The sequence below is a fragment of the Succinimonas amylolytica DSM 2873 genome (genome assembly GCF_000378405.1).
GTDB lineage: Bacteria > Pseudomonadota > Gammaproteobacteria > Enterobacterales > Succinivibrionaceae > Succinimonas > Succinimonas amylolytica.
Genome location: NZ_KB899636.1, coordinates 636,168 through 656,761 on the forward strand (window position 1 = coordinate 636,168; position 20,594 = coordinate 656,761).

Genomic DNA, 20,594 nt, shown 5'->3' on the forward strand with positions numbered 1-20,594 from the left:
TTTCTAAAAGCCCCTATCTCGGAAGAGGGAAAAGTAGGCAATAAGGTCACCATAGGAACACCTCAGGGCGGGTTATGTAGATATCGGCATAACCCGCCTTATGCCGAGCTAGTTGTTATGCCGAGTAAACTAAACAAAAACACGCATGTATCAACATTTTTCATCAATTTACTCCGCATAAAGTCCTCACTTAAATGAATTAAGGAATGACAATAAATCACGATCTTTTGTCCAGTCCTGAAACTGAGTTTCTTCCGCAATTTGGGGAGCAAGTTTATTTATTGCTTCATTTTTAAGACGGTTGTCAGCCCGGCTGTATATCATTGTTGTAGAAATATCTTCGTGACCAAGGAAATCTCTGATATAGACGATGTTGATTCCAGCAGCTAACATATGCATCGCCTTGCTGTGCCTAAATCCATGGGCATGAACCTTTTCAGGAAAGTTTGGCTCGTTCCGACGGATTTCGGAAACATACTTGCCTATGATATAGTTTACTCCATCACGAGATAACTTCTCATGCGTCCTACTCACGATCAATGGTTCATCATCCAGAGCAGAGTTACGCTGTCTGCGTATATACTCAGAGACCAGTTTGGCCGTTTTTTCTGATATAGCAACTGTGCGATACTTGTTTCCTTTTCCATGCAGTCTCACTGTTGGATTTGTTCCGGTGTAAACATCGCGTATTCTGATGTCACACAGTTCCTGCACCCGGCAGCCACTGTCATACAGCAAGGTCATCACTGTGCGATGACGAAGTCCTGTACTGGTGTTGATATCAGGTTTGTTAATAAGCTTTGCGGTTTGGTCGACACTCAAAAAAACGATCTCCCTCCCCGACGTTTTCTTTGATTTGATGTTATGCACCAGCTGTAAAGGAGCCATGTATTCGATATGCTGACAGCAAGCATATTCAGCGAATGTTTTGATTGCTGCAAGCCTCTGATTAGCTGTGGACACGCTTACACCACGCTTACGGAGCCATTCAAGGAATTCTATGATAAGTGCCTTATCAAATTGCTTCATCGTAAAATCTTTTAGCCGGATACCTTTCGTATCTGTAATGAAAACGACAAGCAGTTTTAAGGCATCTCGATAGCTCAGGATAGTATTTTTTGAATAATTCCTTTGCAGAGGCAGGTATTCCGTCAGGAATTCCGATACTGAACAGGCGAAATCAGTAGTACTCGTGCTCATTGAAAATTACCTCCCCTATAATGTCAGGAAAAGCCTTATCAAGACTCTCCCTAATTGAAGGAAATGCCGCTGCGGTAAGCTTGAGATAATACGCAGTTTCCTCGAATGTTTCATGTCCGAGCATGGTTCGCATGTAAGGGAGATAAACCATAAGGTCTTTTCCTTCTTCAATCCATTTGCGCAGAAGATTTACGCAATAAGTATGGCGAAAATCATGAACCCTTGGACCATGCCCGGTGTGTGGAATCCCCGCTTTATCAAGATATCTCCGGAAATTGTGATATACATTAAAAAGCTTCATTTCACATCCGGGACGGATCATAAAGAAGAACTCGTCTTCCGCAGATGTCTGATGTATCTGTTCTTTAAGATGGATGCACTTTGTTACCAAAATGGGATGGATTGGAACAAGCCGATCTTTATGGTTTTTACCTTGAATAACACGGATATATCCTTCGTCAAGGTTTATGTCCTTAAGCCTTGCAAGACGTAATTCCGACACGCGCATGCCGCTGGTATACAGAATTCTGAAAAACACCGGCATTACCAGTGCTCTGTAAGGACACTCCGATGGAATTGACCGACTGGTATCCACTGCGCGGAAAAATCGTCTGAGTTCATCATCCGTAAAGATATGCGCATCGTATTTGGATGGATGCCTTGTCAGCCCCTTTGGCGGAACATAAACGTGATAACCAAGGCTTTGTAAGTATTTGCAGAACACCCTAAAATTGCTGACCCTGCTGCAATGGTTGCCGTCGCTTTCATAGGAACGTTTCCTGCACCAAAGATTACATAGTTCCTTAGAGATCTGTTTATTGGAAAGACCGTTTTCGCAAAAGAACCTGTCAATTCTTCCAAAAGCTAAAGCATCAGCTTCGTACTTGAATCCTAACGCACGCTTTAAGGAGATCAGACTCATGAACTCATCCTGAAATACACTATTAAATTTAACCTCATGCATGGGCATCATCCTCTGGGGTAAGTACGCACTCTGCCAGCTTTTCAAGATCCGTCTTGAGATAAATCCCGGTAATATCTATGTCAGAATGACCAAGGATGGTAGTGATGACCGGAAGCGGAGTTCCCATGTCCAAAAGCATTGAGCCGGCGGAATGACGCAGCGAATGGAACCCGCTATGCCTGTTCTTATCCCTGCGGATGCCAGCCTTGTTCATATAGAACACAATACGCTGCTCCAGATGGTCATTGTCTGATATCGGATCAAACGGTGGCATGTGCTTCAGAAATACAACGTCAGACTCAAAATAGCGGGGACGTCCGTTTTTTATGTAATCTATGACAGCCCATCCAACAGCATCTGGCAGAGGCAAAGTCAGCGGCTTATGCGTCTTGTGCTGAACTAACGATAATTGTTTATTTTCCCAGTCGAAGTTCCCAAAGTTGAGATTTTTGATATCACCAACTCTGAGTCCGAGAACACAGGCAAGAAGTATCATTGCATAATCCCTCTTGCCAATCGGGCTGTTCCGGTCTATTGCATTGATCATCATTTTTAGGTCATTAGCAGACCATGCTGACGGTATTTTCGATTTTTTTGATATAGCCGGCATATGGATTTCTGTGGCGATATCAGCTGAGATATATCTGATTTCATACAAAAACCTAAGGAAATGGCGCAGACCACATATTTTCTGTTCCACGGTCTTAAAGCTGTATCCTGCAAGAGTCTTGATATATCCGTTACAATTTTCCAAACGGATATCGATGGCTGATTCGATGTTCTTCTGTGAAAGATAATCCATGAACTCCTGTGATATGCTCGTGTAGTGTTCAATGGTACTTTTTGACATCTCAGATTCTGAAAGTTCTTTAGTATACCTGCTATGTAAATCAGAAAAACACTCATTCAGTTTAATAGGGTTTTTGGCTGCATAGTATCTTCTGGTAATCACATGATGCAGTCGATAATCCTCAAGCATATGGACTACCCGCAACAGTTGAACCCGTTGCTGAGAAAGGGTTCCATCATTGTATTTCGTCTGGAAACCATATTTGTTTTCAAGAAATGCAAGACCGCGTTCCATATCAAACATGGAATCGCCGTATGTCTCAGTTAGGAAAGAATGGATTTTGCTCCATTCCCGTTCATAGAACCTGATCGTTATCAGGTTATAATTGTTGTCCGTTAGTAGTTTCCTTAATCCGCTGGTAATCTCTTCGAATGTCATATTGACCCCATTCCGGCTTGCTTATGACATGAGGATAGCAGAAAAATAAAGCAATTATCAGACTCGATGGATGGAGAAGTGCAACAATTTTGAAGGATGAAGACATTGCATTATGCTGAGTTATTTTGTCTTGAAGAGTTATCTACCAAACACCTGTCTCACATAACTCGACATAAAATTGTTCTCGGCATAAGGCGGGGTCATCAGTCCTGTGCTTGCCAACGTTCTCTTGAATGAGCTGGATCAGCTGCTGGATTCGAGAGGAATTAAATTTGTTCGCTATGCCGATGACATGGTAATCATGTGCGGAAGCCAAAAGGCAGCAGAGAGAATTCTTCAAAATGTAACGGAATTTATAGAGAAAAAGCTATTCTTGAAAGTTAATAAGGACAAAACCAAAATAGTCAGGGCCAGTGAGGAATCACAGTTCTTAGGTTTTGCTTTCACTCAGCGTGTGACCCAGAAACTAAAGGACGCCTATCCGGGTACACGTTACTTCCCAACGGTTCATAAGAAGAAGCGTGTGAAGTTTGCAAACTCCGTCAAAGAAATCCTCGATCGAAGGGCAAAAGGTGGTATAGCCACGGTCAAGCGTAAGCTGGAAATGAAGATACGCGGATGGAGTAATTATTTCTACGGGGCTGTTCCAGACTCGTGGATGAAAGAAACGGATGCGTGGATCAGAAGGCGTGTCAGACAACTTCTCTGGAAGCAGTGGAAGAAGCCGGGCAAAAGGCTTGAAGAGTTCAGGAAAAGGGCGAAGCGAGTTCCTTTAAAATCCGAATATGCGTATTCCTCTAACAGATACTGGACTATGTCCATGACTCCTGTAATTCACAGAATTCTTAGTAATAAGCGTCTGCTGAGTGAGGGATGGGCTACTTTGGAACAGTTTGCGCGGAAGGGCTGATATATTTACTTCTGCGTTTATCGTTTTGAACCGCCGAATGCGGATCCGCACGTTCGGTGGTGTGGGAGGGGTGAGTTAGGCTCCCCCTACCCGATTCCTTGACGCTGACTGCCTGCGGCGGTGGCGGCGGTGGCGGTAACCCCGCTCCTGATGATAACTGGAATGAAGCTACTGGTCAGATTGATAATATTCACGTATATGTTGATCCGGGCGAGCCTGCTCTTGGCTGTGAGGTTGATCCTCTAAACCTTATTGTAAAAGGTGATTATTATGATCAGCTTTTCGCATACAGCTGGTGGGATAAAGGGGAGGAGGAGCCTCAGCAGCTTCTTGGTGAATGGCCGGGAGCAGAAGCCCAATTACTTGATACCTGCCATACGGCAACAATTTATACAGTTCCTCTTCCTGAAGAGTATGATCCGGAAGGTTCTTACCAGGTTATTGTCAATAATGGTAATGGAACGCAGACTGGTAATGGTAATGTTTACAGCGAGAGCAAGCCTTGTCTTCTGATGACCAGCGAATCCGATGCCCATTTTGTGGCTGCCCGGGAATGTGGTGTTGCTGTGGAAGGAGAGGAGTTTAATGATAGCTCCTATATTTTCGATGCCCATAGCGATACCATCCTTCAGGATGGGGCTACCATTGAAATTAATCAGGTAGATGGAGATGCCGCTTCAGGTTCTGTAAATGTTTCTCTTCTGATGGCCGGGCCCGGTGTTACCGCTCAGACTCAGGGCAAATACTGGATTGGTGATGTTAATTTTGATGATGCCGCTGTTCAGGATAATGATGATTCCAGTGATCCTGAGGGTGGGGTGCCCTTTACCAACGGCGATATTATCACTCTCGGTAAGAATGTCAAAGTTGCTGAAGGCGAGAAGAAGAGCACCAAGCTCACAGTCAAGTACAACGATGCCATTTCCGTATATAATGTGGTTAAAACCTATACCAAAAAGGATGCTGCCTGCAGACTGGAAAAATCTGAAGAGACCCTTGGTGCTATCTACTCTTCAGACAAGACTGTGTTCCGCATCTGGTCTCCGGATTCCTCAAAGGTTTCTGTCAATGTAGACGGAACCGACTATGAAATGAAGCCGGCTAAGGTTAAATGCTATACTTCTGTTTACGAGGTTACGGTCGAAGGTGATCTCGACGGTAAGAAGTACCAGTTCTCTATTAATGGGAACCCGGTACGCGATCCCTATGGAAAGATGATCGCTTCAGACGGTATGGACAATACCGCCAATATTGTTATGGATATGTCCAAGACGGATCCTGAAGGCGGCTGGGTTACTGCTCCGGAACTGAAAAATCGGGTGGATTCCATTGTTTATGAGGTTCACGTTCGTGACTTTACCATCGATGAGACATCCAATGTTGATAAAAACAAGAGAGGACGTTACCTCGGAATGGTTCAGACCGGAACCACCTATAATGGCGTTACCACCGGTATTGATCACCTGAAGGAGCTGGGGATTACCCACGTTCAGCTGCAGCCGATTTTTGACTATGCTACCTGTTCCAACGTGGATTCTCAGGATTCCAGCTGCTACAACTGGGGGTATGATCCCTGGAATTACAATGTTCCCGAAACCCGTTATTCTTCTGCCTTTGGTACAGCTGACTACAACACAAAGATCAGCGAAGTGAAGACCATGATTAACGAATTCCATAAGAACGGCATTCGGGTGATCATGGACGTGGTTTACAATCATACCTATAACAATTCTGTTTTTGATAAGATTTCCGGCAAGTATTATCTCAAGACTGATGTTACCGGATGTGGCAATACCGTTAACGGTGATGAGAATATGGTGTGGACCATGATCCGTGACTCTATGGATTACTGGGTCTCTGAATATCATGTTGACGGCTTCAGACTTGACCTGGTGGGAGCCTTCTCGATTAAGGACTTTTCTGATTGGGGTGAGTACCTGAACAAGGCGCATCCGGATGCCAATCTGGTTATTTACGGTGAACCTTGGGCTGCTGATAGCGATGCCGCTGAAAGTCAGATCCAGAACCCTGTTCGTACTGGCAGAATTCGTATGCAGTCCGCTGATGCTCATGTGGGTGTCTTTAACAACAGAATCAGAAACTGTCTTAAGGGTTCCAGTGATGACGGTGATGCTCTTGGCTTTATCTTTGACAAGCTGAATGATGGCTGGGATGGTAACGGTACCGATGAAAACGACAAGGACCTCGATGGTAACAGAGAATGCGTTTTCATGGGTGTCACCGGAGGTGCCCGTCATAAGAACGCCAAGGGAACCGATATCTGGACTGCTCAGGGCTTTACTAATCCGGAGCAGGTGGTTTCCTACGTCACTGCTCATGATAATCTGGCTCTTCGCGACAAGATTGAGGCTGCCGGTGTAACCAACCTGGTGGAGAAGCTGGCGCTTCAGGGCTATGCCAATGCCATTATTGCCGTGAGTCAGGGTATTGCCTTTATTCATGGCGGCGAGGAATTCGGCCGTACCAAGGCTGCTGCCGGCAAGGATATTGCCAATACCTACAATACCACTACCGGAGCAAATGACTTCAAGTGGGATCTTAAAGCTGGAGACTGGAAGACTCTGAGTGCAGCCTATGCTGCCTATGTCAATATGAGAAAGGCGCACCCGGCATTCCATATGACTACCGCCGATGATATCCTTAACAACGTAACTCTTGATCCGGACAGTACCAACAGTGTGGTAATTGTTAATATCAATGGTGCTGCTGTAGGGGATTCCTGGAAGAAGATCAAGGTAGTTATGAACAGTACCAAGGAATCTGTACTGGTTAATGGTATTGATGATATGCAGAAGGTGGTAAGCGGAGCTGATGTTGATAACGGCAGAGTTGAACAGAGTCCGTATGCCCTGCCTCAGTCAGTATCCATCTGGGCAGAAGTTCCTTTGAGGTAAGATCTGGGAATCAGCACTGTTCTGTAAATCTTAGGCGCGGGGCAGTTTTGAACTGATTCTCTGTATTGAGAAAATGAAAAAGGCGGGATTATCTCCCGCCTTTCTGTTTTTGCCGTGCGTGAAAGATTGAAGCACTTTTGCGATTGCGAATTTTTTTCTCAGTTTAAAAAACAGTTCTTTCTAAAAGTTCTCTGAGAACCTTAAGAGCGGGATCCGCTTCGGAAAGATTCAGATATTCGTCAGGCTGATGTGCCATGTTAATGCTGCCTGGTCCCATAACCGCAGTCGTGGCAACCTTCTGAAAATAGGTGGCTTCGGTGGTGTAGTTTACAGCGATGGGGGGGGTGCCTGAAATCTCTGAAAGCAGTGTGCGTATCTTCTCGGAAATTTCCCCTCCAAAGGCTTCTGTTGGAGGGTAGGCATCCTCCAGGGATATTTTTCCCGGATATTCTGCCATTACTTCAGTGAGGGCCTCTTTTGAAAGTCTGCGGATGCAGTCGGCAGACACTCCGGGCATCAGTCTTGCTTCAAATATTAGCTCGGCGTGATCAGCGATTTTGTTAGGAGCATCGCCGCCTTTAATTTCACCGATATTCATGCTGGGGTAGGGTACTTCAAAGAGATTTTCCGAGTAGAGGGTTTTCAGACGTTCTTCAAGATCGTAAAGGGCGCTCATGCATTTATGGAGGATTCTAATAGCTGAAAGGCCTTTGTCCGGGTTTGAGGCATGACCACCGATCCCGGTACATTTTATCACCTGTACCAGTTGTCCCTTGTGCATAACCACCGGTACCATGGAAGTAGGTTCCCCAATGATGATGAGATCCGGCTTTTCAGGTGATTGCCGAAGAGTTTCTGTCATATGTATTGCTCCGTTCATGGTGGTTTCTTCGTCGCAGGTGGCCAGTACCCAGACAGGGTGACGAATATTTTTGAGATCCATGGAGTACAGTGTTTCGGCCACAAAAGCGAAGAATCCCTTCATATCAATAGTTCCCAGGCCGTATAGTCTGCCGTTTCGGACAGTAGTCAGAAAGGGAGAAGATGTCCACAGGCTGAGGTTGGCCGGGACAGTGTCGGTATGCCCGGAAAATGCCGTGCCGCCGCTGCCGGTTCCGAGTTTTGCAATAAGATTATACTTGTTGCGGGTTTCCGGAACGGGAATTTTATCAGTGGTGAATCCCAGCGGAGTAAGCCAGGATATTAGAAGGTCAATAACCTTTTCATTGGAAATATCTTCCTCTGGTTTTTCTGAACTGGAAGAATTGATGGCGATTAGTTCCCTGTAAAATTTTAAAAAGCGTTCTCTGTTCATGTCATAGCTTCTCTTTGAGGCAGATGTACTGCGGGTATTTCAGCATCAATTTTACGGCGGAAAGGGGATTTAGGACAAAAAATGAAGTTTGGTCTGACCTATTTAAGAATTTTTACATAATTATGCACTTTTGATGCATAATTATGTAAAATAGAGCCTTGTAAGCGGTAATTGCCGGAAGGACTTTTTTCAGTCAGCAGCTTAATTTGCTGTTTCTACGAACTGAGCCGGCTGATACTGTTTCTTCCCAGTTTTTTATTACAAGGCAGGATAGTTGGAATGCTTAATGTTGCAGTCATAGGCGCAAGCGGTTATGCCGGTGCCGATTTATCATTACTGGTGGCAAAACATCCGGAATTGAATCTGAACGGAGTTTATGTTTCGGAGAACAGTCAGGATGCCGGCAGAATTCTTTCAGATCTTTATCCCAGAATGCGCGGTTTTACCGACATAGAGCTTCAGCCGCTGAATGCTGAGAACCTTGCTATTCTGAAGAAGAATAACGATATTGTGTGTCTTGCTACTGCGCATATTGTCAGCATGCGTCTGGTTCCGGAGCTGGTGGATGCCGGACTGGCAGTTTTTGATCTTTCTGGAGCGTACAGGGTAAATGACGCGGCATTTTATCCCAAATATTATGGATTTGAACATGAGAATCTGAAATATCTGGAACAGGCAGTTTATGGTGAGGCTGAGTGGAATGCCGAAAAGATCAGAGGATCTAATCTTATTGCTGTTGCGGGCTGCTATCCGACTGCATCTCTGACAGCTTTGAAGCCTCTAATGGCTGCAGGGCTTATTAGGGAAGGAACGATGCCGATAATCAATGCGGTATCAGGAGTTACTGGTTCCGGGAGAAAGGCTGCTCTGGGAAACAGCTTCTGTGAGGTAAGTTTGAATGCCTACGGAGTCTTTGGGCACAGGCATCGTCCGGAAATCAGTCATCACCTGGGAACCAGAGTCCTGTTTCAGCCGCATCTGGGAAACTTCAAGAGGGGTATTCTGGCAACCATTTATGTGACTTTGAAGAATGGGGTTACCGATGAGATGATTTCGGAAGCATATCATTCAAAGTATGACAGTTCACGAATTGTCAGAATTGTCCCGAACTGGCCGGCTGTAAAGGATGTAGAAATGACTCCCTACTGCGATATACACTGGCAGCGCGAGGATGATACGCTGGTAGTTTGTTCTGCAATTGACAATCTGCAGAAGGGCGCAGCAGCACATACCATGCAGTGCATTAATATCCGTTTTGGCTTCGATGAAACCGTATCGCTGGTATAGGAGCAGTAAAGTGAATAATATTCTGATCATTAAACTGGGCGGAGCTCTGATTGAAAATGACCAAGCCCTGACTGCGCTTTACACCGGTATCAGTAATTATCTGGAAAAGAACCGGAGACCAATTGTTCTTGTTCATGGTGGCGGATGCCTGGTGGATGACCTGTTAAGTCGTTTGGGTCTTAAATCTGAAAAAAAGAATGGATTAAGAGTAACACCTTTTGACCAGATACCGTATATTACCGGAGCACTTGCCGGAACGGCAAATAAGATGATGCTGGCTAAGGCCAAACAGCTGGGGGTAAATGCCGTAGGACTCTGTCTTACCGACGGATCCATTACCAAAGTAACTCAGAAGGATCCTGAACTTGGAGCTGTAGGCAATGCCGATGTTGGGGATCCCGCACTTCTTGAGGTTCTGCTAGCAAACGGTTATCTTCCGGTACTCAGTTCCATTGGCATAACCGATGACGGTAAGCTCATGAACGTCAATGCGGATCAGGCTGCAGTGGCTCTGGCAATTGCCCTGAAGGCGGACTTGGCGCTTCTGTCTGATGTTGACGGCATTCTTGACAAGGAAGGACAGCTTATTCCTGAAATGACTTCGTCATATGCAGAGAAGCTGATTTCATCCGAGGTAATTACCGGGGGGATGACTGTTAAGGTTAAAGCGGCTCTGGATGCTGCCAGGATTCTTAACAAACCATTGAGTGTTGCCTCCTGGAAGTACCCGGAAAAAATTACTGCTCTGTTGAACGGGGAAGCCATAGGTACCAGAGTGTTGCCGGAATAATCATTAAACAGGTTGGTTGTACTATGAAACATTTTTTAACAGGATTTGACTGGTCTTCCGAGGATATGCTTAATCTTCTGTATCTGGCCAGAGATATGAAAAAGGATCCTGCAAAATATCGCAGCGATCTTTTGGGTAAAAGCATTGTAATTTTGTTTGAAAAGCCCTCTCTTCGTACCAGGACTACTTTCGACATTGCCATGAGCCGTCTCGGCGGACATGCACTTTACCTTGATCAGCAGAACGGTGCTATTGGTAAACGTGAAACCGTAAAGGATTATGCCAGAAACCTTTCTCGCTGGACGGACGGTATTGTGGCACGGGTTTTCCGGCATGATACCATTGAGGAGCTGGCCAGGTACGGAACTGTCCCTGTTGTTAACGCACTTTGCGATCTTTATCATCCTGGTCAGGCACTGGCAGATTTTCAGACAGTGAGAGAGCATTACGATGATCTTAGCAAAGTGAAGCTGGCATATTTCGGGGATGGGAATAATGTTACTAATTCTTTGCTTATTACTGGTGCCAAGCTTGGAGCTACAGTTACCGCGGTGTGTCCCAAAGGTTATGGTCCGGATGTTCAGATATATGAGAAGGCTCTGGAGATAGCTTCGAAAACGGGAGCGAAATTAACAGTGACGGATGATGTTGATGCCGTCAAGGGATACGATGTGGCCTATACAGATACCTGGGTATCTATGGGGGATGACACGCCCTTGGATGCGGTCAGGGCCCGTTATATGAAGTACCAGATTAATAGGGAGCTTCTGGACAGGACCGGAATATCGTGGGTTCTGCATTGCCAGCCGGCGCACCGTGAATATGAAATCACTTCCGAAATCATGGACGGACCGATGTCTCTCGTTTATGATCAGGCGGAGAACCGCATGCATGTGCATGCTGCCATTTTAAGCACATTGCTCAATCAAGTTAGGAGTTAATATTATGGCTATTAAGAAAGTAGTACTGGCATATTCCGGCGGTCTCGATACCTCCTCAATTGTGCCATGGCTGAAGGAAAACTATGACAACTGCGAGGTTGTCTGTTTTGTGGCAGATGTAGGGCAGGGAGCTGATGATCTTGAGGGTATAGAGCAGAAGGCTATTCAGTCAGGTGCCAGCAAATGCGTTATCAAGGATCTCAAGGAAGAGTTCGTTAAGAACTATGTTTATCCGACTATCAAGACTGGTGCCGTTTACGAGGGGGCCTATCTTCTGGGAACTTCAATTGCCAGACCGGTAATTGCCAAGGCTATGGTTGAATGCGCTCTGGAAGAAGGTGCTGATGCGGTTGCTCACGGATGTACCGGAAAAGGCAATGATCAGGTGCGTTTTGAGAGTGCTGTGGCGGCTCTGGCTCCGCAGCTTCAGGTTATTGCTCCCTGGAGAATATGGAAGATGCGTTCCCGTGAAGATCTTCTGAACTATCTTAGCGAGCGCAACATTCCCTGCAAGGCAACTCTTAAGAAGATTTACAGCCGTGATGCTAATGCCTGGCATATTTCCACTGAGGGTGGTGAGCTTGAGGATCCATGGAATAAGGCTACTGATGCTATTTGGACCTGGACTGTTAAGCCGGAAGATGCTCCTGATACTCCGGAAGAAGTTAGTGTTACCATAGAACATGGTGAAATTACTGGGGTAAACGGTCAGAAGCTTTCTGCATATAACTGCCTCAAGACTTTGAATGAAATTGCTGCCAAGCACGGTGTTGGACGTGTGGATATTGTCGAAAACAGACTGGTGGGAATGAAGTCCCGCGGCTGCTATGAAACTCCGGGCGGCACTGTGATGATGGCTGCTCTCAGAGCAATTGACGAACTGGTTCTTGATAAGACCGTACGTTCATTCCGTAACAAGATTGCCGAAGATTTTGCACAGCTTGTATATGACGGACGCTGGTTCACTCCGCTCTGCTCTGCCATCCTGGCCGCAGCCAACGATATTGAAAAGGATTGTACCGGTGAAGTTGTTCTGAAACTCTATAAGGGTTCGGTAACAGCCATTCAGAAGAAGTCCGTTCATAGCCTCTTCAATGTTGATTTTGCTACCTTCGGAGAGGATGAGGTTTACAACCAGGCAGACGCTGATGGCTTTATCCGTCTTTACTCTCTGCCGGCTCGCATCAGAGCCATCAATGCTAAAAACCAGAAGGCTGAATAAAAAGCCGGCGGTTTTTTGCTGATGGTGCTATGAACAGCGCATTTATTTATAATAGGCTCAGGATTTCCTGGGCTTATTTTTAATGGATGGAATCTGTCCGTTATCACATCCGGGGTATCAGTTCGTTCTGTTTTAGAGTGTTTATTATTAAGGAAATCTTATGGCATTATGGGGAGGCCGTTTTACCGAGGCGGCAGACGAAAGATTTAAAAGGTTTAATGATTCGCTGGTTTTTGATTACCGGCTGGCGATTCAGGATATTGAAGGCTCTATGGGATGGGCCAGGGCCATTAATAGTGTTGGGATTATTAACGCAGAAGAGCTCGAAAAACTGGAAAATGCTCTGCAGGAACTTCTTGATGAGGTTCATCAGGATCCGGAAAAGATTGCTCATGCAGGATTGGAAGACATTCATTCTTATGTGGAGAGCCGTCTCATAGAAAAAGTCGGTGATCTGGGTAAAAAACTGCACACCGGGAGAAGCCGGAATGACCAGGTGGCTTTGGATATAAAGATGTGGTGTCGCGATCAGAGCAAGGTGCTTTTGAAATCCATTACTGAGCTCGAAAAAGTACTGACAGCCACTGCAAAAGAACACTATGATACTGTAATGCCGGGTTATACGCATCTTCAGAGAGCACAGCCAATAACATTCGGGCATTGGGCAATGGCATATTGTGAAATGTTTGACAGAGACTATCATCGGCTTGTTAATGCGGTTTCTCTGATGGACGCGTGTCCGTTAGGTTCTGCCGCACTTGCCGGGACAGCCTACCCCGTGGATCGTGATAAGCTAGCCAGAGATTTGGGTTTTTCCAGAGCCACCAGAAACAGTCTTGATTCTGTGTCGGATCGGGATCATATTGTAGAAATTATGAACTGTGCTTCCATATCGATGATTCACCTTTCAAGGATGGCTGAGGATCTCATAATTTATAACAGCGGTGAATCTGCATTTGTAGAATTGTCAGATAAAGTTACTTCCGGTTCCTCGCTGATGCCGCAGAAGAAAAATCCCGATGCCCTGGAGCTTATTAGAGGAAAAACTGGAAGGGTTTTTGGTGATCAAATGGGGATGATGACCACCCTTAAGGCTCTCCCGCTGGCCTACGACAAGGATATGCAGGAAGATAAGGAAGGACTTTTTGACGCCATGGATACCTGGCATGACTGTCTTGAGATGGCGGCCCTGGTATTTGAGGGGATGAAAGTCAGAAAGGATCGTACCATGCAGGCTGCCAAGGGTGGGTATTCCAATGCCACAGAGCTTGCCGATTATCTTGTTGGGAAGGGGATTCCGTTTAGAGAGGCTCATGGAATTGTTGGAAAAGCTGTGGTTTATGCAATATCACAGGATAAGCCTCTTGAGGAACTCACTGTTGCAGAATTTCATAAATTCAGCGATGTGATTTCAGATGATGTGTATCCACTCCTTCAGATTGAATCGATACTGAGCAAGCGGTCGGCACGTGGGGGGGTTAACCTTTCTCGGATCAGCGAGGCAGTTTCGCTGATGGAAAAAGAGCTGGAAACCAGGGAAGTCTGATTTTTGTAATATCACTAATAATGAAGAGGCAGTTTTCGGACTGCCTTTTTGTTTAGAGGGATTAATTGTGTCAGAATCACATGGTTGAAGAGATGCTATAGAGAATGAAACCAAAATTGAAAAAATGTGGTGAAAATAGTAAGTTTTGAAAAATGAGATTTAGATTAAATTTTTCTTGCATATTTACTGACAATCAGTATAATTCACTGAGCTCGTCTCATAGACAGCCCTGAAGCTCCTTCGCAAAGCATGGCGGCTTCTTGTAGTGCTGCACAGAATGCTGTGCATTACAGCCCCGAGATATTTGGGGATAATAGTTGGATTTATCTCCCCTTGTGGTAAGAGACAAGGTGGCGGATATTTCTTTTTTGTTCTTTTTAATTTGGAGCTCTGAAATAATGCAGAACCAAAGAATCCGTATCCGTTTGAAGGCTTTCGATCATCGTCTGATCGATAAGTCAACTATGGAAATTGTTGAAACTGCAAAGCGTACCGGCGCACAGGTTCGTGGACCTATCCCGCTTCCTACTCGTAAGGAACGTTTTACCGTGCTGATTTCTCCGCACGTTAATAAAGATGCGCGTGATCAGTACGAGATTCGCACCCACAAGCGTCTTGTGGATATCGTTGAACACACAGACAAGACCGTAGATGCTCTCATGCGTCTTGACCTTCCTTCTGGTGTTGATGTTCAGATTAGCTTGGGTTAATGAGGTAGAAGATAATGTCAATTGGCGTAATTGGTCGCAAGCTGGGTATGACCCGCATCTTTACTCAAGATGGCAAGTCAATCCCTGTGACTGTTATTGAAGTTGAACCAAATCGCGTAACTCAGGTTAAGTCTGTAGAGACTGATGGTTACACCGCAATCCAGGTTACCACCGGTTCCAAGAAGGCTAGCCGTGTAAGCAAGCCGGAAGCTGGCGTGTTCAAGAAGGCTAATGTAGAGGCTGGTCGTGGTCTCTGGGAATTCCGTCTTGCAGCTGAAGATCTGGCTAACTATGCTGTTGGTTCAGAAGTTAAGGTAGATTTGTTTGCCGAAGGTCAGAAGGTCGATGTTACCGGAACCTCCAAAGGTAAGGGTACCGCTGGTACTGTTAAGCGTTGGAACTTCCGTACTCAGGACTGGACTCACGGTAACTCCCGTTCTCACCGTGTCCCTGGTTCTATTGGTCAGAATCAGACTCCGGGACATGTGTTCAAGGGTAAAAAGATGGTTGGCCATCTTGGTAACGTGAGAGTTACTGTTCAGGGGTTGAACGTAGTTCGTGTTGATGCTGCCCGCAATGTGCTCCTGATTAAGGGTGCTGTCCCGGGTGCGATTAACGGCGACGTTATTGTAAAGCCTAGTGTTAAGGCGTAAGCGAGGGAGAAATCATGGAATTACAGATGTTAGGCGCAGGCCCGCTTCAGGTTTCTGATACAACCTTCGGCCGTGACTACAACGAAGCCCTTGTTCATCAGGTTGTAGTTGCTTATATGAGCGCTGCTCGTCAGGGAAGCAAGAAACAGAAGACCCGTTCAGAGGTTTCCGGCGGCGGTAAGAAGCCTTTCCGTCAGAAGGGAACTGGCCGTGCCCGTGCAGGTTCGATCCGTTCTCCGCTTTGGCGTGGCGGTGCTACCACTTTTGCAGCTCGTCCTCAGGACTGGACTCAGAAGGTTAACCGTAAGATGTATCGCGTTGCCATTAAGAGCATTCTGTCCGAGCTGGTTCGTCAGAATCGTTTTGTTGTTGTTGACAGTTTTACCGTTGACGAAATCAAGACCAAAAAGCTTGAGCAGAAGCTCAATGAAATGCAGCTTAAGGACGTTCTGATTGTAACTGATGAATATCAGGAAAATCTTGTTCTTTCCGCACGCAACCTTTACAAGGTTGATGTATGTGAAGTCAACGGCAGCGGATTCAATCCTGTAAGCCTTATTGCTCACGATAAAGTGCTGATAACTTCATCAGCTGTTAAAAAGATTGAGGAGTTGTTAGGATGAGTGCAGTTATGAATAAAACTCGTCTTTTCAGCATTATCAAGGGATCTCTTATTTCTGAGAAAACTACTAAGGTTAATGCATTTAACACTTATACTTTTTCAGTTCTCCCTAATGCTAATAAGATTGAAATCAAACAGGCAGTTGAAGAGATTTTCAAGGTCAAGGTAAAGAGTGTTTGTACTCTGAATGTTCAGGGCAAGAAAAAGGCTACTGGCAGACACATTGGCCGCAGACAGGACTGGAAAAAGGCGTATGTTACTCTTATGCCTGGTCAGTCTCTCGACTCCACTAACTTACAGGGTGAATAGGAGTAGATTATGGCAATTGTAAATTGCAAACCGACTTCTGCAGGACGTCGTCATGTAGTTAAGATCGTAACCCCGGGTCTTTACAAGGGTGCTCCTTTTGCAGGACTTGTGGAGGAAAAGCGCAAGACCGGCGGTCGTAATAACACTGGCCGTATTACTACCCGTCATATCGGCGGCGGACACAAGCAGCGTTACCGTATCATTGATTTCAAGCGTATCAAGGATGATATGGCTGCCAAGGTAGAGCGTATTGAGTACGATCCGAACCGTAGCGCCAATATTGCTCTTATCTGCTATGCCGATGGCGTTCGTAGCTATATTCTTGCTCCTAAGGGGCTGGCTGTGGGCGATAAGGTTATGTCCGGAGCTCATGCTGAAATCAAGGTAGGAAACACCCTTCCTCTGCGCAATATCCCGCTGGGTACCAATGTTCATGCTGTTGAGCTTGTTCCTGGAAAGGGCGCTCAGTTTGCCCGTTCTGCTGGTGCGTTCTGCCAGATCTTGGCCCGCGATGGTCAGTACGTAACTATCCGTATGCGTTCCGGTGAAATGCGTCGCGTTCTTGCAGATGGCAGAGCTACTATTGGCGAAGTTGGCAACAGCGAGCATATGCTTCGTTCTCTTGGTAAGGCAGGTGCAAAGCGCTGGCTTGGTATTCGTCCTACCGTAAGAGGTATGTCAATGAACCCGATTGATCACCCGCATGGCGGTGGTGAAGGCCGTAACAAGGGTATTCAGCCAAGATCTCCTTGGGGTACTCTGTGCAAGGGTTATAAGACTCGTAAGAACAAGCGTACTGATAAGTACATTGTTCATCGTCGTGATAAGTAATTTTATTAAGAGGTATTACCATGCCACGTTCGCTCAAGAAAGGTCCTTATGTTGACCAATCCTTGCTGCAGAAGGTAGAGAAAGCGGTGGAAAGCGGAGACAAGAAGCCTATCAAGACCTGGTCCCGTCGCTCAATGATCGTTCCTACTATGATCGGTTTGACCATCGCTGTCCATAATGGTCGTCAGCACGTACCTGTATATGTAACTGACGAAATGGTTGGTCACAAGCTGGGCGAGTTCGCTCCTACCCGTACTTTCCGCGGCCACACTGCTGATAAGGCTGCTAAATAAGGATTTGTAATGGAAGCTAAAGCAATTCACCGTTATGCCCGCTCTTCAGCTCAGAAGACTCGTCTTGTGGCTGATCAGGTTCGCGGTTTGCCTGTTGGACAGGCCGTTAACATTCTGCAGTTTAGCCCTCGCAAGGCCGCTGCAATTGTTTTGAAAGTAGTAAAGTCAGCTGTTGCCAACGCTACTAATAATCTTAGCGCTGATGCTGATGATCTGTTTGTTTCTCAGATTATGGTTGATGAAGGTCCTTCTCTCAAGCGTATGAGCCCCAGAGCCAAGGGTCGTGGAGATCGCATTACCAAGCGTACTTCCCACATCACCGTAGTGGTTTCAGACCATCGATAGGAGTGCACTATGGGTCAAAAAGTTAATCCGAACGGCATCCGCCTGGGAATTACCAAGCAGTTTAATTCTGTATGGTATGCAAATACAGCAGACTATGCTGACAATCTTAAGTGCGATTACCAAGTTCGCGAGTTCATCAAAAAGGAACTTAAAGACGCTTCGGTATCCAAAGTAGTTATTGATCGTCCTGCTAAGTCTATTCGTGTAACAGTCTTCACCTCTCGTCCTAGTGTTGTATACGGCGTAAAGGGTGCTGGCATTGAGAAACTCAGCAATGGCATTTCCAAGATCGCCAATGTCAAGAGTGCTCAGATTGTTGTTCAGGAAGTGCGCAAGCCAGAGCTCGATGCTCAGCTGGTGGCAGCCAGTATTGCTGAACAGCTTGAACATCGTGTTATGTTCCGTCGTGCTATGAAGAAGGCAATTCAGAATGCCACCAAGGCTGGCGCTCTCGGTGTGAAAATCGAAGCTTCAGGCCGTCTTGGCGGAGCAGAAATTGCACGTTCTGAATGGCTGCGCGAGGGTCGGGTTCCTCTGCATACTCTGCGTGCTGATATTGACTACGCAGTTGCCGAGGCCAAGACTACTTACGGTATTATCGGTGTTAAGGTATGGATTTTCAAAGGCGAAGTTCTCGGTGAGCTTCCTCTTGAGAATGAAGCTGACAATCAGCAGAATACCAAGGCTCCTAAGAAGAACAATCATCGTGGCAATAAAGCTCCTGCTCGTGATGTTGCCAAAGCTGATAAGTAAGGAGATCTATAATGTTACAACCAAAGCGTACTAAGTATCGTAAGACGCAGAAGGGTCGTAATCGCGGTCTAGCTTATGCAGGTGGCGATGTTAGTTTCGGCCAGTTCGGTCTTAAAGCTGTAACCCGTGGTCAGATTAATGCTCGTGAAATTGAAGCTGCTCGTCGTGCTTTCACACGTGCCATTAATCGTGAAGGTCAGGTCTACATTCGCGTGTTCCCTGACAAGCCGATTACCCAGAAAGCACTCGGTGTTCGTATGGGTAAGGGTAAGGGCACTGTTGAATACTGGGTTTGCCCTGTTCAGCCCGGAAAGGTTCTCTTCGAGCTTGGTGGCGTATCTGAGGAAAAGGCTCGCAGAGCTTTCACTCTTGCTGCTGCCAAACTCTCAGTTCAGACCACTTTCGTAGTTAAGGCGGTATTATAATGTTAGCCAGTGAACTTAAAAACAAGAGTGCTGAAGAACTGAAGAAGCAGCTCTCCGAACTTTTAGAACAGCAGTTTAAGCTTAAGTATCAACTTAGGGCTGGTACTATCAAGGATGTTTCTCTTCTTAAGAAGAATCGTCATGATATTGCCCGTGTTAAGCAGATTTTAGCAGCTCAGGCTGCCAAGGTAGGTAAGTAATGGCAGATTCAGCACGTACTCTGCAGGGTGTTGTGGTTAGCGACAAGATGCAGAAGGCAATTGTCGTTGCAGTAGAGCGCAAGGTAAAGCATCCGCTTCTCGGTAAGATTATCAAGCGCACTACCAAGTTCCATGTACAGGATGTTAACAACACTGCCAAAGAAGGTGATATCGTTGAAATCAAGGAAACTCGTCCTGTTTCGAAGACTATTGCCTGGACTTTGGTTCGTGTAGTTAAGGCAGATTAATCTTTTTTAGAAGATTGTTAAGACAATAGGGAGGGTAACCTCCCTTTTTTATTTTTCAAAAAAACGTGTTTAATGATAAAAAAATGATGATTTTTATCACAATGTTGTGTTATGATTCAGCACCTTTTGTTTATACGCAAAAGGCTGATCGTTTTTTTTAGTTATAACGGAGCATTATCATGATCCAGATGCAGAGTACGCTAGATGTCGCCGATAATTCTGGCGCACGTAGTGTAATGTGTATTAAGGTTCTTGGTGGTTCACATCGTCGTTATGCCAGTGTTGGTGACGTCATCAAGGTTTCCGTAAAGGAAGCAATTCCCCGCGGAAAGGTTAAGAAGGGTGATGTAGTTAACGCCGTTGTAGTACGCACTAAGAAGGGCGTTCGTCGTCCGGATGGTTCTGTCATTCGTTTCGACAGCAATGCAGCTGTACTCCTTAACGGTTCCTATGAGCCTATCGGTACTCGTATTTTTGGACCTGTCACTCGTGAACTTCGTACCGAACGTTTCATGAAGATAGTTTCCTTAGCACCTGAAGTACTTTAAGGAGTTGAAACAATGTCAGCTAAAATTCGCAAGAATGACGAAGTTATTGTTATCGCTGGAAAGGATAAGTCTAAGACCGGTAAGGTTAAGGCTGTTCTTACTAAGGAACATAAGGTTATCGTCGAAGGCATTAATATGGTTAAGAAACATCAGAAGCCCAGACCTCAGTTTGGAATTCCTGGTGGCATTCTCGAAAAGGAAGCTCCTATCGATGTTTCGAACGTTGCGATTCTGAATCCTTCCACCAAGAAGGCAGATCGTGTTGGTTTCAGATTTGAAGACGGAAAGAAAGTACGTTTCTTCAAGTCTAATAATGAACTTGTTAAATAATCGGAGTTT

General features: G+C 45.7%; 25 protein-coding genes. 21 read left to right on the forward strand and 4 right to left on the reverse strand.

The window, feature by feature from the left end:
- Positions 1–198 (forward strand): hypothetical protein (locus F557_RS22900; protein WP_211209510.1); only part of this gene is annotated, 198 nt, incomplete at its 5' end.
- Here F557_RS22900 and F557_RS0102770 read toward each other — a convergent pair.
- From F557_RS0102770 to F557_RS0102780, 3 genes are read right to left on the reverse strand one after another with little or no spacing between them, the layout of a single operon-like run.
- The gene (locus F557_RS0102770; protein ID WP_019000731.1) at positions 187–1,200 is read right to left on the reverse strand and encodes a tyrosine-type recombinase/integrase; all 1,014 of its coding nucleotides are present in this window, start codon (positions 1,198–1,200) and stop codon (positions 187–189) included. The two genes, F557_RS22900 and F557_RS0102770, sit on opposite strands and share 12 nt — an antisense overlap.
- Positions 1,181–2,164, reverse strand: coding sequence for a tyrosine-type recombinase/integrase (locus tag F557_RS0102775; protein WP_019000732.1), 984 nt, complete (start codon positions 2,162–2,164; stop codon positions 1,181–1,183). Before F557_RS0102775 ends, F557_RS0102770 begins: the two co-directional genes overlap by 20 nt.
- Positions 2,157–3,392 (reverse strand): site-specific integrase, encoded by a 1,236-nt coding sequence (locus tag F557_RS0102780; protein ID WP_019000733.1) that lies wholly within the window; start codon positions 3,390–3,392, stop codon positions 2,157–2,159. The genes F557_RS0102775 and F557_RS0102780 overlap by 8 nt, the downstream gene beginning before the upstream one ends.
- 202 nt (positions 3,393–3,594) lie before the next feature.
- Here F557_RS0102780 and F557_RS18575 point away from each other — a divergent pair, with 202 nt between their 5' ends.
- Together F557_RS18575 and F557_RS20925 are read left to right on the forward strand one after the other, a co-directional pair.
- Complete coding sequence (locus tag F557_RS18575) at positions 3,595–4,302, forward strand: reverse transcriptase domain-containing protein (protein ID WP_157617733.1); 708 nt, start codon at positions 3,595–3,597, stop codon at positions 4,300–4,302.
- A gap of 98 nt (positions 4,303–4,400) precedes the next feature.
- Positions 4,401–7,217: an alpha-amylase family glycosyl hydrolase gene (locus tag F557_RS20925; RefSeq protein ID WP_019000735.1), complete on the forward strand. Its 2,817-nt coding sequence runs from the start codon at positions 4,401–4,403 to the stop codon at positions 7,215–7,217.
- A 163-nt stretch (positions 7,218–7,380) separates the two neighbouring features.
- On the opposite strand, the gene argE is transcribed toward F557_RS20925, so the two are convergent.
- Complete coding sequence (gene argE, locus F557_RS0102795; RefSeq protein WP_019000736.1) at positions 7,381–8,532, reverse strand: acetylornithine deacetylase; 1,152 nt, start codon at positions 8,530–8,532, stop codon at positions 7,381–7,383.
- Between the two features lie 279 nt (positions 8,533–8,811).
- Between argE and argC the strand changes: the two genes are divergently transcribed.
- The 18 genes from argC (at position 8,812) to rplX (ending at position 20,585) form a co-directional block, all read left to right on the forward strand.
- A complete protein-coding gene (gene argC, locus F557_RS0102800; RefSeq protein ID WP_019000737.1) occupies positions 8,812–9,819 on the forward strand; it encodes an N-acetyl-gamma-glutamyl-phosphate reductase in 1,008 nt (335 codons plus the stop codon).
- A complete protein-coding gene (gene argB, locus F557_RS0102805; RefSeq protein ID WP_084761400.1) occupies positions 9,797–10,609 on the forward strand; it encodes an acetylglutamate kinase in 813 nt (270 codons plus the stop codon). The genes argC and argB overlap by 23 nt, the downstream gene beginning before the upstream one ends.
- Positions 10,610–10,632: 23 nt before the next feature.
- Positions 10,633–11,550, forward strand: coding sequence for an ornithine carbamoyltransferase (locus F557_RS0102810; RefSeq protein ID WP_019000739.1), 918 nt, complete (start codon positions 10,633–10,635; stop codon positions 11,548–11,550).
- A gap of 4 nt (positions 11,551–11,554) precedes the next feature.
- Positions 11,555–12,772 (forward strand): argininosuccinate synthase, encoded by a 1,218-nt coding sequence (locus F557_RS0102815; protein WP_019000740.1) that lies wholly within the window; start codon positions 11,555–11,557, stop codon positions 12,770–12,772.
- Positions 12,773–12,932: 160 nt separating this feature from the next.
- The gene (gene argH, locus F557_RS0102820) at positions 12,933–14,318 is read left to right on the forward strand and encodes an argininosuccinate lyase (RefSeq protein ID WP_019000741.1); all 1,386 of its coding nucleotides are present in this window, start codon (positions 12,933–12,935) and stop codon (positions 14,316–14,318) included.
- A 398-nt stretch (positions 14,319–14,716) separates the two neighbouring features.
- A complete protein-coding gene (rpsJ, locus tag F557_RS0102825; RefSeq protein WP_026297715.1) occupies positions 14,717–15,028 on the forward strand; it encodes a 30S ribosomal protein S10 in 312 nt (103 codons plus the stop codon).
- 14 nt (positions 15,029–15,042) lie between these two features.
- On the forward strand, positions 15,043–15,681 hold the full coding sequence (rplC, locus tag F557_RS0102830) for a 50S ribosomal protein L3 (protein WP_019000743.1): 639 nt from the start codon (positions 15,043–15,045) through the stop codon (positions 15,679–15,681).
- Positions 15,682–15,695: 14 nt separating this feature from the next.
- Positions 15,696–16,304 (forward strand): 50S ribosomal protein L4, encoded by a 609-nt coding sequence (gene rplD / locus F557_RS0102835; RefSeq protein ID WP_019000744.1) that lies wholly within the window; start codon positions 15,696–15,698, stop codon positions 16,302–16,304.
- The gene (rplW, locus tag F557_RS0102840) at positions 16,301–16,612 is read left to right on the forward strand and encodes a 50S ribosomal protein L23 (protein ID WP_019000745.1); all 312 of its coding nucleotides are present in this window, start codon (positions 16,301–16,303) and stop codon (positions 16,610–16,612) included. Before rplD ends, rplW begins: the two co-directional genes overlap by 4 nt.
- 9 nt (positions 16,613–16,621) lie before the next feature.
- Positions 16,622–17,443 (forward strand): 50S ribosomal protein L2, encoded by an 822-nt coding sequence (gene rplB, locus F557_RS0102845; protein WP_019000746.1) that lies wholly within the window; start codon positions 16,622–16,624, stop codon positions 17,441–17,443.
- A 20-nt stretch (positions 17,444–17,463) separates the two neighbouring features.
- Entirely contained in the window at positions 17,464–17,736 is a 273-nt protein-coding gene (rpsS, locus tag F557_RS0102850; protein ID WP_019000747.1) for a 30S ribosomal protein S19, read from the forward strand.
- A gap of 9 nt (positions 17,737–17,745) precedes the next feature.
- On the forward strand, positions 17,746–18,081 hold the full coding sequence (rplV, locus tag F557_RS0102855; RefSeq protein ID WP_019000748.1) for a 50S ribosomal protein L22: 336 nt from the start codon (positions 17,746–17,748) through the stop codon (positions 18,079–18,081).
- Between the two features lie 9 nt (positions 18,082–18,090).
- The gene (rpsC, locus tag F557_RS0102860; RefSeq protein ID WP_019000749.1) at positions 18,091–18,834 is read left to right on the forward strand and encodes a 30S ribosomal protein S3; all 744 of its coding nucleotides are present in this window, start codon (positions 18,091–18,093) and stop codon (positions 18,832–18,834) included.
- A gap of 11 nt (positions 18,835–18,845) precedes the next feature.
- Entirely contained in the window at positions 18,846–19,259 is a 414-nt protein-coding gene (rplP, locus tag F557_RS0102865; RefSeq protein WP_019000750.1) for a 50S ribosomal protein L16, read from the forward strand.
- Positions 19,259–19,459 (forward strand): 50S ribosomal protein L29, encoded by a 201-nt coding sequence (gene rpmC, locus F557_RS0102870; RefSeq protein WP_019000751.1) that lies wholly within the window; start codon positions 19,259–19,261, stop codon positions 19,457–19,459. Before rplP ends, rpmC begins: the two co-directional genes overlap by 1 nt.
- The gene (rpsQ, locus tag F557_RS0102875) at positions 19,459–19,707 is read left to right on the forward strand and encodes a 30S ribosomal protein S17 (protein ID WP_019000752.1); all 249 of its coding nucleotides are present in this window, start codon (positions 19,459–19,461) and stop codon (positions 19,705–19,707) included. Before rpmC ends, rpsQ begins: the two co-directional genes overlap by 1 nt.
- A gap of 179 nt (positions 19,708–19,886) precedes the next feature.
- The gene (gene rplN, locus F557_RS0102880; RefSeq protein WP_019000753.1) at positions 19,887–20,255 is read left to right on the forward strand and encodes a 50S ribosomal protein L14; all 369 of its coding nucleotides are present in this window, start codon (positions 19,887–19,889) and stop codon (positions 20,253–20,255) included.
- A 12-nt stretch (positions 20,256–20,267) separates the two neighbouring features.
- Positions 20,268–20,585, forward strand: coding sequence for a 50S ribosomal protein L24 (gene rplX / locus F557_RS0102885; RefSeq protein WP_019000754.1), 318 nt, complete (start codon positions 20,268–20,270; stop codon positions 20,583–20,585).
- Positions 20,586–20,594 lie beyond the last annotated feature (9 nt).